Here is a 14,067-nt window from a genome sequence, read left to right as displayed (position 1 = left end):
CCCAATAGTTCAGCGACCGGAGGCACCGTGGCTACTCTTGGATGTACGCCTCTTTTCATCCGAACATGGCACTCGAAATACCCACACGCACCATGCAGGTACTCAGTTTTGGGTAGCGGACTACTTGGCGCCCCTCGCCCGATCTCGGACAGGGCAAGGGCCCGGTACCCGCTTCCGGGAGGAGCTGTCCAAGGGGTGGACAGGGGCCACGCGCTATCCCCGGGATGGCCCTCGAGTGTGAGTGCGCAAAGATTGTGGCTGTCTTGAGCAAAAACTGCGCTGGTGTTCGAACGTTTTTCCCCACCGCTGCCGCACTACTCCCCTACGTCGAGGAACCACAGCGGCCTTAAACAACCACGACGGCCGTCTGGTCACCTCCGGAGAGGTGACCAGACCGCCGTCGTACTTCTTCTGCGCTGCCCGGATGTTCCTTGCCGATGCCGTCCGGTTCGGGTGCCGGCAAGGGAGCGCGGCCGGGGGGGTTAGCTGTGGGCTGCGAGGATGGTGGAGGCTTCCTGGCGGGTGGTGCCGGAGGACTCGATGTGTGCCAGGGCGGCGGGGATTTCCCAGCCTTTCTTGCGCATCGCGGTGGCCCACAGACGCCCGGCCCGGTAGGAGGAGCGGACCAACGGGCCGGACATGACGCCGAGGAATCCGATCTCCTCGGCCTCGTGCTGCAGGTCCACGAACTCCTGCGGCTTGACCCACCGGTCCACCGGAAGGTGCCGTTCGGAAGGACGCAGGTACTGGGTGATCGTGATCAGGTCACACCCGGCCGCGTGCAGGTCACGCAGGGCCTCGGAAATCTCTTCACGGGTCTCGCCCATGCCCAGGATCAGGTTGGACTTGGTCACCATGCCCAGGTCCCGGCCCTGGGTGATGACATCCATGGACCGCTCATACCGGAACGCCGGCCGGATCCGCTTGAAAATCCTCGGCACGGTCTCGACGTTGTGCGCGAACACCTCGGGCTTGGAATCGCAGATCGCCGCGATGTGCTCGGGCTTGCCGGAGAAGTCCGGGATCAGCAACTCCACCCCGGTGCCCGGGTTCAGTTCGTGGATCTTCCGCACCGTTTCGGCGTACAACCACACACCCTCATCAGCCAGGTCATCACGGGCCACACCGGTCACCGTGGCGTACCGCAGCTGCATGGCCTGCACCGAGCGGGCCACCTTCGTGGGTTCGAACATGTCCACCGGGGAGGGTTTGCCGGTATCGATCTGGCAGAAATCACAGCGGCGGGTGCACTCGGACCCGCCGATCAGGAACGTCGCTTCCTTGTCTTCCCAACACTCGAAAATGTTCGGGCAGCCGGCCTCTTCACAGACCGTGTGCAACCCTTCCTTCTTCACCAGGTTCTTGAGCTGGACGAACTCAGGACCCATCTGGACCTTGGCCTTGATCCACTCAGGCTTACGTTCAACCGGTACCGCCGAGTTACGCTGCTCAACGCGCAGCAACTTACGGCCTTCAGGTGCGAGTGTCATGACGTTCCTTCGTTCTTGGGTTTCAATCTTCTTGCGGCAGTGCGTTGCGGGGTCTGCTCTGCGTGCTTTGCCTGGGTTTTAGGCGGCAAAGCGGGCCTCACAACGGGCGTTTTTCAGCATTCGACGACGTTGACGGCGAGGCCGCCCATCGCTGTTTCTTTGTATTTGTGGGACATGTCCTTGCCCGTTTCACGCATGGTCACGATCACCTCGTCCAACGAGACCCGGTGCGTACCGTCACCCCACAACGCCATCTTCGCCGCGTTGATCGCCTTCGCCGCAGCAATCGCGTTCCGCTCGATACACGGGATCTGCACCAACCCGCCAATCGGATCACACGTCAACCCCAGGTTATGTTCCATCGCGATCTCCGCAGCGTTCTCCACCTGACCCGGGGAACCACCCATCACCTCAGCCAAACCCGCAGCAGCCATCGACGACGCCGACCCGACCTCACCCTGACAACCCACCTCAGCACCCGAAATAGACGCCTGCTCCTTATACAACACACCCACCGCACCGGCAGCGAGCAGGAACTTCACCACCACATCGTCCTTATCAGCCCGGGTCGCTTTATCCATGCCCGGGGCGTAATTCAACGCGTAATACAACACCGCAGGAATGATCCCCGCAGCACCATTGGTCGGAGCCGTCACCACCCGCCCACCGGAGGCGTTCTCCTCATTGACCGCCAACGCGATCAGGTTCACCCACTCCTGCCAGTACTTCGGATCGTTCCGGTCCTTGTCCTCCTTCAGGAGCCGCTCCAACCAATCAGGCGCACGACGACGGACCTTCAACCCACCCGGCAACACACCCTCACGCTGCAAACTGGTTTCAACACAAGCCTCCATCACAGCCCAAATATGCAGCAGACCCTCCCGGATCTCCTCCTCGGACCGGGACGCCCGCTCATTGATGAACATGATGTCGCTGATCCCCAAACCCTTGGACGCGCACCGGCCCAACAACTCCGCCGCCGTCCGGAACGGCAACGGCAACTCCTTCTTCGACTCCTCCAACTCCGCCTGCGCCGCGGACTCCTCCCCCTCCCGGACAATGAACCCACCACCGACCGAGAAAAACGTCGCCTCCTTCAGAACATTCCCCTCGGCATCGGAGACAGCGAACTTCATCCCGTTCGTATGCCGCGGCAACACCGTCAACGGATGCAAAACCATGTCCTCCACCGCATAATCCAGCAGCACACCACCAGCCAGGTTCAGCTTCCCCGTCTCCGCAATCGACGCCAACCGCTCCTCCACCTCATCGGGAAGGATCAACTCCGGCTCGTAGCCCTCCAAGCCAAGCAGGGTCGCAGTGAACGTCCCATGCCCACGACCCGTCGCCGCCAACGAACCGTAGAGATCAACGCGCAACCCTGCAACAGAAGACAGCACGCCGGACTCACGAAGTTCCCGGGCGAACACCGCCCCGGCACGCATCGGGCCCACCGTATGCGAACTCGACGGACCAATGCCCACGGAGAACAAATCGAAAACACCAACAGCCATAGCCGTGATCCCTTTCAGGGAGGAGAAGAAAACAAACAACAGGTGGGGGCCGGACCAAATCCCGAGCCAAGGCCGGCCCGGCCCCCGTGGAGGTCCCAGTGCGAACCCCCAAACCCGGTAGTGATGTGTGGCATTCGTTCCCAGCAAATGCCACACCCGGGAGATCATCACGAGCCCGCCCCCGGCAGGTGGACCCATTTTCCAAACAAACGAACCCGCTTGTCCGGCCCCCAAACCGGTGCCTAGACCATGGGCCCTTTGGGGCGGCGGCATCCGGAAGCGTGCGTCCAAGGGAGCGTCACGTCCGCCCAGCGGGCGTTTTCGCGACCGAGCACGCGGAGGATGTCGGCACCCCACGGACCAGCGAGGCTCAGCCCAGGTTCGCCGTGCCCGGGTACAGCGGGTGCGCCTTCGCGAGGACATCGACGCGGTGACGCAACCCCGACAGGTCGGTGTCGGCGTCGGCCATGAGCGCTTCGGCGATGATGTCCGCAACTTCCCGGAACGCAGCTTCCCCGAATCCGCGCGTTGCCAGCGCAGGGGTGCCGATCCGCAGTCCGGAGGTGACCATGGGCGGGCGCGGGTCGAAGGGAACTGCGTTGCGGTTGACGGTGATGTCGATCGCGGCGAGGCGGTCTTCGGCCTGCTGGCCATCGAGCTCGCAGTTGCGCAGGTCCACCAACACCAGGTGCACATCGGTTCCGCCGGACACCACGGAGATGCCCTTGGCGGCAACGTCGTCCTGGACCAGGCGCTCGGCGAGGATCCGGGAACCAGCCAGAACGCGTTCCTGGCGCTCACGGAATTCCTCCGAGGCAGCGATCTTGAACGCAACAGCCTTGCCCGCGATGACGTGCTCCAGCGGCCCGCCCTGCTGGCCCGGGAACACGGCAGAGTTGATCTTCTTGGCGATGTCGGCGTCGTTGGACAGGATGATTCCGCCGCGCGGACCGGCGAGGGTCTTGTGCGTGGTGGAGGTGGTGACGTGGGCGTGCGGAACGGGCGAGGGGTGCAGCCCCGCGGCTACCAGGCCAGCGAAGTGGGCCATGTCCACCATCAGGTACGCCCCGACGGAATCAGCGATTCGGCGGAATTCAGCGAAGTCCAGCTGCCGCGCATATGCGGACCAGCCAGCTACGATCAGTGCCGGCTTGTGCTCCTGGGCCAGGCGTTCCACCTCGGCCATGTCCACCGTGTGGGTGTCCTCGCGGACGCCGTAGGGGACCACGTTGTAGAGCTTGCCGGAGAAGTTGATGCGCATGCCGTGCGTCAGGTGGCCACCGTGAGCGAGGTTCAGGCCCATGATCGTGTCGCCCGGCTTGATGAGCGCGTGCATCACCGAAGCGTTGGCCTGCGCGCCGGAGTGGGGCTGAACGTTCGCGTACTCGGCGCCGAACAGGGACTTGATGCGGTCGATCGCGAGCTGCTCGATCACGTCGACGTGCTCGCAGCCACCGTAGTAGCGCTTGCCCGGGTAGCCCTCGGCGTATTTGTTGGTCAGCACCGAGCCTTGCGCCTGCATCACGGCCACAGCCGTGTGGTTCTCGGAGGCGATCATTTCCAGGCCGTCGCGCTGGCGACCCAGTTCGTCGTCGATCTTTGCCGCGACCTCAGGGTCCAGCTCGGACAGCTGGGCATCCAACGACGCCGATACAACCTGCTGGTATTCAGTGACAGTTACAGGGTTCACAGTTCTCCACCGTTCGTTGCAGCGTATTCTTCGGCCGACATAAGCGGTCCTTCCTCGGTGGCGGCCACCTTGAACAGCCAGCCTGCACCGTAGGGATCGTTGTTGATCAGGGCGGGGTCGGAAACAACGGCGTCGTTGATTTCGGTGACCTCGCCGGTGACGGGCGAGTACAGGTCGGAGACCGACTTGGTGGACTCGACTTCGCCACAGGTCTCGCCTGCGGTCACAGTGGAACCGACCTCGGGGAGGTCAACGTAGACAATGTCGCCCAGGGCGTCCGCAGCAACGGCGGAGATCCCAATGCCTACCGGCCCGCCACCATCGGCGGCAACCCACTCGTGCTCAGCCGAGTATTTCAATTCAGCAACTACTTTGCTCATAAGATTCCTTCTCTCACTAACTGAAACTTTCAAGATCACTCGCGGCAGGTTGACAGATCAACCAGCGCTTAGGGGTTCAAACAGCGCCACCATCCACAACGGTTCGGGTCCGGCGACCGGCAGCATGCGTCCAAGGGAGCGTCGCGTCCGCCCAGCGGGCGCCGTGCGACCGAGCATGCAGAGGTCGGCGGTCCCGAAGATCCGGGCTACTTGGTGCGCTTGTAGAACGGCAGCTGCACGACTTCAAACGGCTCGGCCTTGCCGCGCAGGTCGACGTCCACCACAGTGCCAACGACGGAATGTTCGACGTCGACATACGCCAACGCGACCGGGTAACCGAGCGTCGGGCTGGGCTGCCCGGAGGTCACCTCACCGATCAGGGAACCGTCCTTGAGTACCGAGTAGTGCCCACGGGCGGCACGACGGCCGGCTCCCTTGAGCCCCACGAGCTTCTGGCCGAGAGTGGCTCCGACACCCGCAGCCTTGATCGCGGCGAGCGCTTCCTTGCCCACGAAATCACCCTCCTTGGCCAGGGAAACCACGGGTCCCAGTCCGGCGGCGTAGGGATTCATGTGACGGGAGAGCTCGTTCCCGTAGAGGGGCATTCCGGCTTCGAGGCGCAGGGAGTCGCGGGCGGCGAGCCCTGCCGGGATGAGTCCCTGGCCTTCACCGGCTTCAAGAAGGGCTTCCCACAGTACGGAAGCGTCGACGTTCGGGACATAGATCTCGAAGCCGTCTTCGCCGGTGTACCCGGTGCGTGCCAGCAGCAGGTCCTGCCCGTTGATGCTCACGTCAACGGCTGCGTAGTACTTCAGCTCGGTGACCAGCGCGTGCTGTTCGGCGGGGACCAGCTCCAGCAGGATGCCCTCGGCATTGGGTCCCTGCACGGCGATCAGTGAGGTTTCGGCGGATGCATCCTCCACGGAAACGTCAAAACCGGCTGCGCGTTCGCGAAGTGCCACTGCTACGACCTTGGCGTTGCCCGCGTTGGGAACCACCAGGTACCGGTCCACGCCTTCTTCGGGCGAGGGGCGCCGGTACGTGATGAGGTCATCGATGATGCCGCCGTCGGTGTCGCAGATGAGCGAATACTTGGCCTTTCCCACTGCGATCGCGGACAGCTTGCCCACCAGCGCGTAGTCCAGGAACGCTGCAGCCTCCGGCCCGGTGACCCAGACTTCGCCCATGTGGGAGAGGTCGAACAGGCCAGCGGCGTTGCGGACTGCGTGGTGCTCGGCGAGCTCGGAATCGTATTTCAGCGGCATCTGCCAGCCACCGAAGTCCGTGAAGGACGCACCCGCCTTTTTGTGTTGCTCGTACAGAGCCGTGTAGTTCTCAGTCATGATCGGGATCCTTTAGTTCTCGAATGATTCGATCGGAGGGCAGGAGCACACCAGATTGCGGTCGCCGGCTGCGCCGTCGATGCGGCCCACTGGCGGGAAGTACTTGTCCTGCTTGAGGTGGTGGACGGGGAATGCGGCCTGCTCGCGCGGATACTGGCGGTCCCAGTCGGAATTTACGACGGCGGCAGCGGTGTGCGGCGCGTTGCGCAGCGGCGACTCCTCGACAGTGAAATCACCGCTGGCCACCTGCTCGATCTCGGCACGGATGGTGATCATGGCTTCGATGAAACGATCGATTTCGGCAAGGTCTTCGGATTCGGTGGGCTCCACCATCAGCGTCCCAGCAACCGGGAAGGCGAGGGTGGGGGCGTGGAAGCCGAAGTCGATGAGGCGCTTGGCCACATCTTCAGCCGTGACTCCGGTGCGGGCCGTCAGCTCGCGCAGGTCCAGGATGCACTCGTGCGCCACCAGCCCGCCCTCTCCGGTGTAGAGGACCGGGAAGTGCTCATCCAGCCGGGAAGCAACGTAGTTCGCGGCCAGCAGCGCCGACTTGGTGGCTTCAGTGAGGCCCTGCCCACCCATGAGCTTCACGTAAGCCCAGGAGATCGGCAGCACACCAGCGGATCCGTAGCGCGAAGCGGAAATCGCCACGCCATGACCCGGTTCGTGGGCTGCCTTGTTGGCATCGCCCGGCATGAACGGAGCCAAGTGGGCTTTTGCTGCAACGGGTCCAACACCGGGACCGCCGCCGCCGTGCGGGATGCAGAACGTCTTGTGCAGGTTCAGGTGGGACACGTCGCCACCGAACTTGCCCGGCTGCGCCAAACCAACCAGCGCGTTCAAGTTCGCGCCATCGACGTACACCTGGCCGCCAGCATGGTGGACGGCGTCGCACACCTCAACGACGTCGGCGTCGTACACACCGTGCGTGGACGGGTAGGTGATCATGATGCAGGACAGCACGTCCTTGTTGGCTTCGATCTTGGCGGTCAGGTCCGCGTGGTCGATGGTCCCGTCAGCAGCCGTCGCCACCACAACCACTTTCATGCCGGCCAGCACTGCGGAGGCAGCGTTGGTGCCGTGCGCGGAAGCGGGAATCAGGCAGACAGTGCGCTGCTCGTCACCCCGGGAGAGGTGGTAGCCGCGGATTGCCAGGAGCCCGGCGAGCTCTCCCTGGGAACCGGCGTTCGGCTGGATGGAGACCTGGTCGTAGCCGGTGATCTCGGTCAGGTCCGCTTCCAGGTCCTCGATCAGTTCGCGCCAGCCGGCCGTCTGGTGGTCCGGTGCGAAGGGATGGATGGAGGCGAACTCGGGCCAGGAGATGGCTTCCATCTCAGCGGTCGCGTTCAGCTTCATAGTGCACGAACCCAGCGGGATCATGGTGCGGTCCAGCGCGAGGTCCCGGTCGGACAGCTTGCGGATATAGCGCAACAGCTGCGTCTCGGAACGGTGCGTGTTGAACACCGGGTGCTGCAGGAAATAGCTGGTCCGGACCACGTCCGAGGGCAGCTCGAAGCCCGCCGCGTCCTTCACCGGACCGGCACCAAAGGCGACGGCAACGGCGGAGAGGACCTCCGGCGTCGTGGTTTCATCAATGGAGACGCCCACGGTGTCGGCGTCGATGAACCGCAGGTTGATGCCGCGGGCTTCGGCGGCGGCGATGACTTTGTCAGCCTTGCCTGGGACACAGACGGTGAGGGTGTCGAAGAACGCCTCGGTCACGAGCTCGCGGCCGGCGGCCGTCAGAGCCGTCGCCAGCGTGCGTGCGTGACCGTGAACGGTTTCGGCGATCGACTTCAGGCCTTCCGGGCCGTGGTAGACGGCGTACATCGAGGCCACGATGGCCAGCAATGCCTGGGCTGTACAGATGTTGGACGTGGCCTTTTCGCGGCGGATGTGCTGCTCGCGGGTCTGGAGGGCCAGGCGGTACGCCGGAACGCCCGCGTTGTCTTTGGAGACGCCGACGATGCGGCCCGGGAGCGTGCGCTCCATGCCGTCGCGGACGGCCATGTACGCGGCGTGTGGGCCGCCGAAGAACAGCGGGACACCGAAACGCTGCGCGGTTCCGACGGCGACATCGGCACCTTGTTCGCCCGGGGGCGTGATGAGGGTGAGCGCCAGCAGATCTGCCGCGACAGTGACCAAGGCGCCACGTTCCTTGGCTTCGGCGATCACCGGGGCGTGGTTGAAAACGCGGCCCGAAACGCCCGGCTGCTGCAGGACGATACCGTTGATGTCGCCGTCGGGCAGGCCAGCCGAGAGGTCCGCGATCTCGACCTCAAAACCCAGCGCCTCGGCGCGGCCCTTCACGATTGCGATGGTCTGCGGGAGGAGGTCGGCGTCCAGGACTGTCTTGCCGTCCTTCACAGCCTTGTTCGCCCTGCGCATGAGCAGCACTGCCTCGGCAACGGCGGTAGCTTCGTCCAGCAGCGAGGCGTTGGCCACGGGAAGTCCCGTGAGGTCCTGGACCATGGTCTGGAAGTTGAGCAGCGCTTCGAGGCGGCCCTGGGAAATTTCCGGCTGGTACGGGGTGTAGGCCGTGTACCAAGCCGGGGATTCGAGGATGTTGCGGCGGATGACGGGCGGCGTCACGGTGTCGTAGTAGCCCTGGCCGATCATCTGCACGGCGGTTTTGTTCTTGGAAGCCAGCTTGCGCAGCTCAGTGAGGACCTGCACCTCGGTGAGGGCGTCCTGCAACTTCAGCGCAGTGTCCTGGCGGATGGAATCTGGGACAGCAATGTCCACCAGGCCGTCGACAGAGTCATAGCCGATGGCCTTGAGCATGGTGTCAACATCGGCCTGGCGGCGGGCGCCGATATGCCGGTCCGCGAACGCGGTGGGGGTTGATTGAACAGTCAAGAGGAACTCCATGATTCAGGCGCTTGCTGAGCGCCACGATGATGTGGGTTCCTCCCCGCTCTGTATTGGACCTGAGAGATTCCGCAGGAATGGTTGCCTGCTTGCACCGTCGGTGAGCCCGGTTTCCCGGACTGCTTTCCAGAGTTGCCTAACCGCGGCGGTACATGGGCCTGAGAGATTCCTGGGGAGGATTTGCTCCTACGGCGCCTGACTGGATGTACCGGCAGGACTCTCCCGCCGCAGATCAAAAGCGTTGCATCACGTGAGTGACACGCTTCACACCATAGCGGGTCACTTTGTCGTTCCGCAAGGCAGCTTGGCCTACTGATGCATGGCCTCATGGATTTGGAGCGCGAACCACAACTGCGCAACCGTGGACGTTTCGCCCATGTCCAGCCCCGTCAACTCACCGATTTTCCGGATCCGGTAGATGATGGTCTGCCGGTGCGCGAACAGCGTCGCCGCCGTCTTTTGCCAGGAACGCTGGGAGTCCAAATATGTCCGCAGGGTCAGGATCAGATCGCCGTCCTGGCTCTGCTCATGATCAAAAACCGGGCCCAGCAAGCGGCGCACCAACGCCGCGTGCTGCAGGAATTCGAGCCCCGGGCGCACTGGGGGAAGATCCACTTTATGACCCGCAGCCGGCTGGAGCGTCTCTACCCTGAGCTCGACACTTTCCTCCAGGTCCGCCGCGAATTCGATCCCCGCGGAATGTTCCTGAACGACCACACCCGGTCGCTGTTTGGCTGAGGTCGTGACGGGGCAGGGTAGTGCGCGTGATGCACTCCCCTACCCCGTTACACCGGGTTGAAACATGGGGATGGTAGTTTGTTCACTGCTGAGGCAGACATCCGCACCCGAGCTGAGGACACTCCATGTTTAAGGGTTTCAAAGACTTCATCCTTCGCGGCAACGTGATTGAACTGGCCATCGCCGTGGTGATCGGCAGTGCTTTCACCGCACTCGTCGGGGCCTTCACCACCCACATCATCAACCCGGTCATCGCCGCGGCCGGCGGCATGAACGCCGAAGGCCTGGGCTTCAAGATCTGGGAAAACAACCCCGCCACGTTCGTCGATTTCGGGGCAGTCCTGACCGCCCTGGTCACGTTCGTCATCACCGCTGCCGTGGTCTACTTCATCTTCGTGGCGCCCATGAACAAGATCAACTCCCTGGTCAAGGACCGCCTCTCCACCGAGGAACCCGAGGAAGAGCCACTCCCCGCCGATACGGCACTCCTCGCCGAAATCCGCGACCTCCTCAAGGACGCAGCCGCGGCCCGCAACGCAGGTACCGCTTCCGCGCTCGACCCAGGGCTCGGCTCCGACCCCGTCCGTTAGGGCCAGCACAGCCTTTACAAATAGCTCCGCCCAAAACCCGGCTCCCTCACAAGAGGGGGCCGGGTTTTTGCGTTGGGCTTTCGCGGATTTACAAAAAATATATAGACCGGTCTATTATTTCCCTATGGCTATCAAAGGAACCCTGACGAAAGCACGGCTTACAGAGTCCATGCTGCAGCTCATCCAGAGCAGCGGCTACAGCGGCACCGGCCTGAACGCTGTGATCGAACACGCCGCCGCACCCAAGGGGTCTGTCTACTTCCACTTCCCCGGCGGGAAGGAGGACCTGGGAGTCGCAGCGGTCGACCTCGCCGCGACGCAATTCCAAGCCCTGATCGCGGAGACGGCATCTTCCGCGGGCGGCCCGGCTGAAGCTGCCCGCGCCGCCATTGAGGCTTTGACGACGATCGTCAGCGGGAGCAACTTTCAACTGGGCTGCCCTGTCTCCGTCGTCACCTTGGAGATGGGCGCTGAGAGCGAGCGGCTGCGGCAGGCATGTGCCACTGCCTTCGAGTCGTGGATCGTACCGACGTCCGCGCTGCTCGAAGCAAGCGGCATTGACGCAAAGGAGGCGCGGTCCTTGGCGACGGTCATTGTGTCGACGATCGAAGGTGCGGTGATCGTCTCCCGCGCCATGCAGGACACCCAACCCCTGGTTTCGGCCGCTGATGTCGTGGCAGAACTCATCAACCACCGCCTCGAGACCACCGGGAGGACCCGATGACAACACCTGAAGGCCCCCGCCACGCCCTGGTCTTCGGGGCCTCGGGATTGGTTGGCAGGCATCTCGTCCTGGCCCTGGCCCAAGCTGGCGCGAACGTCACGGCGGCTGTACGGACCGCCGAGTCCGGCGCCCGTGTCGAGCGATGGGTGCGGGAGCACGGCCTGGCACGGAGCATCAACACGACGATCGTCGATTTCGAGTCCCCCGGGATCGTCACTGGAGGCCCCTCGGCATTCCCGGACGTCACCGAGATCCACAACTGTGCCGGGACCTACCGGTTCGGAATGACCGCCCACGAGGCACGCAGCGCGAACGTCGGCATCGTCGAGAAACTGATGGACTTCGCCGGGCACCTCCCCAAACTGCAGCGCGTCGTCCACGTGTCGGGCTACCGCGTCGGCGGACAGGACCCAACCACCATTCCATGGTCAGAGGATTACCGCGCTGCGGCCTACAAGGAACTTGGTGCCTACGAAGCCTCAAAGGTGGAATCCGACGCGATCTTCCAGGCCCTGGCCATGGAACGCGGAATCCCCTGGACAGTCGTCAACCCGTCCAGCCTGATCGGCGACAGCGTGACCGGGGAGTCCGACCAACTCATCGGGCTGCCCACTACCATCGAACAGATCTGGGAAGGCAGCGTTGCGGCGTTGCCAGGAGACCAAACGACGTTCCTCCCGGTCGTTACGGTCGACTATCTTGCGGCTTTCATGACGGCTGCCGCGGTCGACCCGGCTGCTGCGGGCAAGGCCTATTGGATTCTCGACGACGCCACCCCGCCACTGGCGGACCTGCTCACGCATGTCGGCCGGCATCTTGGCGCGAAGGTCCCACGGCTAAGGCTGCCGGTTGGGGTCATCAGGCGGCTCCCCGAGCGGATCACCAAGGCAGATCCCGAGACGCTTACCTTCATGTCCTCCGACCGCTATCCAACGCATTCGGCAATCGATTTCGCCGACAAACACGGAATCCGGATGCCGGACGTGCTGCTGTCCGTGGAACGGTGGGCCGATTACCTGGCCGCGCATCGGTTTGGGGCCATCATGGCCGAGGACCGTCGGTTCGTGGACGTCGGCGGCATACGGACATTCGAACTGGGCGTCGCCGGGTCCAACAGGCTGGTCCTTCCCGGCCTGCCGGTCAACGCAGACACGTGGGCTGGAGTGGCGGCTGATATCGGGGCCCGCATCGTGGACCTTCCCGGACTCGGACTCAGCGGAGGAGCGGGCATTCAGGACTGGGAAGGGTGGCTGCCCGCCCTGCTGGAGGGGGAACCTGTCGACCTTATCGGCCATTCGATCGGTGCCGCTGCAGCAGTGGTCGCAGCCGACCGGGTGCCCGCGAAGGTCACGTCCCTTACGTTGATCGCGCCGTTCTTCCTCCAGCGGGCGACACCCGCGTTGTCCAGATTTCGGCCGCTGGTCAGCTCCTACCTGCGACGCGTCGGGCCGGCAAGGTTGTCACGGCAGCTGACCGGCACGGATGCGAGCACGGATGCCCTCCGATCCAGCGTGGCCGACCTCAAGCGAAGCAGTGCCACGAGGGTGGCCCAGCATCTCGCCCTGACGGGATCCAAGCAGTGGCGCAGCGAACTCCAGGATGCCCTGGGGCGGTTCAGCGGCCAGGTCCGGATCATCACGGGGAGCGAGGACCCGCTCGCCGCCGACGCGGCCGGGCAGCTCAAGTCCCTTCCCAACGTCGAGCTGGTTGTGGTGCCGGGCGCCGGGCACCACCCGCAGTTGACCCACGGCGACGCTCTCGCCAGCCACCTCAAGAATCACTCACGCGAGCAGGGCACCCGCAGCTACAGCCGCTAACGACGGTCAGCAACCTGTCCGGCGCAAACATCACGGCGGAGGTGGAGGCCCGCACCGGAGTACCCGTTCTCGATTCCGTGGCGGTCACCCTCTGGCACGCCCTGAGGCTGGCCGGCGCGCCGCTGCTTGACCCCGCATGGGGCAGGTTGCTTGCCGGCTAGTCCTTGTCGATCCGGTCCAGCAACTTTCCCAGGGCATCGCGGATGTCATCGTAATCGTTCTGGCCGGCGCGGCTTTCGGCGGCGATGACACCGCAGCGGTGGATCTTTGTGAAGTCTCCGATGGGGAACTTGTAATGGCCCTTTTGGTCATCCGGGTGTTCGTCGTCGACGCCGAGGAACCACTTGGAGTACTCGGCATGGCCATGCTTATCCAGGAACGCATTCTCGTCCTTGGTTGAGGGGGCATGCTCACTCCAGTCGTCCCGGGTGTCCTTGGCCACCTTGCCATCACGGATCAGGGCCTTGGCGTGCTCGAAGGCCTTCTTGTTGAGCTTCACGGTCATGTCGCAACCTCTCAGTTAAGGCTTTGGGCTGGTACGCCCAGCTTAGGGCGAGGACGGACGGCCCGGAATACCCGACGGCGAGCGCACGGGGCGAGCCCCTGGGGTCAGTTCATGAGCTGAACCCAGAGGCCCGCGCCCCGCTCCTTCGTGACCATCCGCCGTCCGATCGCTCCCCGTTGGGTCAGCCACAGGACGCTGCCGTCAGCAGTGACGGCTTCCACCTGGCCCTGGTCAACGATCTCGTTCCCACGCCAGATCTGGACGGCCTGGCCCACCAGCAGTTTCCAGTTGGACACCCGCTTTCCCCGCGCCGTTTCGAGGCGTGATCCAAACAACGATTCGTTCCCACGGTCTTTCACTCGATGACTCCTAGCCTGGTGTACACAGTTCCTGTACATGACGTGT

12 protein-coding genes, 1 pseudogene and 1 riboswitch are annotated in these 14,067 nt (G+C 63.9%); of the genes and pseudogenes, 4 read left to right on the top strand and 9 right to left on the bottom strand.

What is annotated here, in order from left to right; genetic code table 11:
• Positions 1 to 482 precede the first annotated feature (482 nt).
• From lipA to LRQ04_RS06050, 7 genes and pseudogenes are all read right to left on the bottom strand, one after another.
• Entirely contained in the window at positions 483 to 1,490 is a 1,008-nt protein-coding gene (gene lipA, locus LRQ04_RS06080) for a lipoyl synthase (RefSeq protein WP_235518486.1), read from the bottom strand.
• A 113-nt stretch (positions 1,491 to 1,603) separates the two neighbouring features.
• Positions 1,604 to 3,004, bottom strand: a complete 1,401-nt coding sequence (locus tag LRQ04_RS06075) for an L-serine ammonia-lyase (protein WP_235518475.1) — start codon at positions 3,002 to 3,004, stop codon at positions 1,604 to 1,606.
• 370 nt (positions 3,005 to 3,374) lie between these two features.
• The gene (gene glyA, locus LRQ04_RS06070) at positions 3,375 to 4,694 is read right to left on the bottom strand and encodes a serine hydroxymethyltransferase (protein WP_308194881.1); all 1,320 of its coding nucleotides are present in this window, start codon (positions 4,692 to 4,694) and stop codon (positions 3,375 to 3,377) included.
• Entirely contained in the window at positions 4,691 to 5,074 is a 384-nt protein-coding gene (gcvH, locus tag LRQ04_RS06065) for a glycine cleavage system protein GcvH (RefSeq protein ID WP_211711111.1), read from the bottom strand. The genes glyA and gcvH overlap by 4 nt, the downstream gene beginning before the upstream one ends.
• 206 nt (positions 5,075 to 5,280) lie before the next feature.
• Positions 5,281 to 6,417, bottom strand: a complete 1,137-nt coding sequence (gcvT, locus tag LRQ04_RS06060; RefSeq protein WP_235518472.1) for a glycine cleavage system aminomethyltransferase GcvT — start codon at positions 6,415 to 6,417, stop codon at positions 5,281 to 5,283.
• Between the two features lie 12 nt (positions 6,418 to 6,429).
• A complete protein-coding gene (gene gcvP, locus LRQ04_RS06055; RefSeq protein ID WP_235518470.1) occupies positions 6,430 to 9,276 on the bottom strand; it encodes an aminomethyl-transferring glycine dehydrogenase in 2,847 nt (948 codons plus the stop codon).
• A gap of 148 nt (positions 9,277 to 9,424) precedes the next feature.
• Positions 9,425 to 9,523: riboswitch (glycine riboswitch) on the bottom strand.
• A gap of 74 nt (positions 9,524 to 9,597) precedes the next feature.
• A pseudogene (locus tag LRQ04_RS06050) lies at positions 9,598 to 9,858 on the bottom strand (helix-turn-helix domain-containing protein); the annotation flags it as partial.
• Between the two features lie 48 nt (positions 9,859 to 9,906).
• On the opposite strand from LRQ04_RS06050, the gene LRQ04_RS06045 reads away from it, so the two are divergent.
• From LRQ04_RS06045 to LRQ04_RS06030, 4 genes are all read left to right on the top strand, one after another.
• Positions 9,907 to 10,026 carry a D-arabinono-1,4-lactone oxidase gene (locus tag LRQ04_RS06045; RefSeq protein WP_235518459.1) on the top strand — a complete coding sequence of 40 codons (120 nt, stop codon included), beginning with the start codon at positions 9,907 to 9,909 and terminating at the stop codon, positions 10,024 to 10,026.
• A gap of 125 nt (positions 10,027 to 10,151) precedes the next feature.
• A complete protein-coding gene (mscL, locus tag LRQ04_RS06040; RefSeq protein ID WP_235518457.1) occupies positions 10,152 to 10,616 on the top strand; it encodes a large conductance mechanosensitive channel protein MscL in 465 nt (154 codons plus the stop codon).
• Between the two features lie 124 nt (positions 10,617 to 10,740).
• Complete coding sequence (locus tag LRQ04_RS06035; RefSeq protein ID WP_235518456.1) at positions 10,741 to 11,340, top strand: TetR/AcrR family transcriptional regulator; 600 nt, start codon at positions 10,741 to 10,743, stop codon at positions 11,338 to 11,340.
• Positions 11,337 to 13,157, top strand: coding sequence for an alpha/beta fold hydrolase (locus LRQ04_RS06030; protein WP_235518454.1), 1,821 nt, complete (start codon positions 11,337 to 11,339; stop codon positions 13,155 to 13,157). The genes LRQ04_RS06035 and LRQ04_RS06030 overlap by 4 nt, the downstream gene beginning before the upstream one ends.
• Positions 13,158 to 13,314: 157 nt before the next feature.
• Here the strand turns inward: LRQ04_RS06030 and LRQ04_RS06025 are convergent, their stop codons facing one another.
• Together LRQ04_RS06025 and LRQ04_RS06020 are read right to left on the bottom strand one after the other, a co-directional pair.
• Positions 13,315 to 13,662, bottom strand: a complete 348-nt coding sequence (locus LRQ04_RS06025) for a hypothetical protein (RefSeq protein WP_235518452.1) — start codon at positions 13,660 to 13,662, stop codon at positions 13,315 to 13,317.
• 104 nt (positions 13,663 to 13,766) lie between these two features.
• Complete coding sequence (locus LRQ04_RS06020) at positions 13,767 to 14,021, bottom strand: hypothetical protein (RefSeq protein ID WP_235518444.1); 255 nt, start codon at positions 14,019 to 14,021, stop codon at positions 13,767 to 13,769.
• Positions 14,022 to 14,067 lie beyond the last annotated feature (46 nt).

This window comes from Paenarthrobacter sp. AR 02, from assembly GCF_021538675.1.
GTDB lineage: Bacteria > Actinomycetota > Actinomycetes > Actinomycetales > Micrococcaceae > Arthrobacter.
This window is presented reverse-complemented; position numbering and strand designations above follow the sequence as displayed.

Bases quoted from the DNA above. Each gene is read 5' to 3' on its own strand.
- lipA (WP_235518486.1), bottom strand. From the start codon at position 1,490: ATGACACTCGCACCTGAAGGCCGTAAGTTGCTGCGCGTTGAGCAGCGT.
- LRQ04_RS06075 (WP_235518475.1), bottom strand. From the start codon at position 3,004: ATGGCTGTTGGTGTTTTCGATTTGTTCTCCGTGGGCATTGGTCCGTCG.
- gcvH (WP_211711111.1), bottom strand. From the start codon at position 5,074: ATGAGCAAAGTAGTTGCTGAATTGAAATACTCGGCTGAGCACGAGTGG.
- gcvT (WP_235518472.1), bottom strand. From the start codon at position 6,417: ATGACTGAGAACTACACGGCTCTGTACGAGCAACACAAAAAGGCGGGT.
- LRQ04_RS06045 (WP_235518459.1), top strand. From the start codon at position 9,907: ATGACCCGCAGCCGGCTGGAGCGTCTCTACCCTGAGCTCGACACTTTC.
- mscL (WP_235518457.1), top strand. From the start codon at position 10,152: ATGTTTAAGGGTTTCAAAGACTTCATCCTTCGCGGCAACGTGATTGAA.
- LRQ04_RS06035 (WP_235518456.1), top strand. From the start codon at position 10,741: ATGGCTATCAAAGGAACCCTGACGAAAGCACGGCTTACAGAGTCCATG.
- LRQ04_RS06030 (WP_235518454.1), top strand. From the start codon at position 11,337: ATGACAACACCTGAAGGCCCCCGCCACGCCCTGGTCTTCGGGGCCTCG.
- LRQ04_RS06025 (WP_235518452.1), bottom strand. From the start codon at position 13,662: ATGACCGTGAAGCTCAACAAGAAGGCCTTCGAGCACGCCAAGGCCCTG.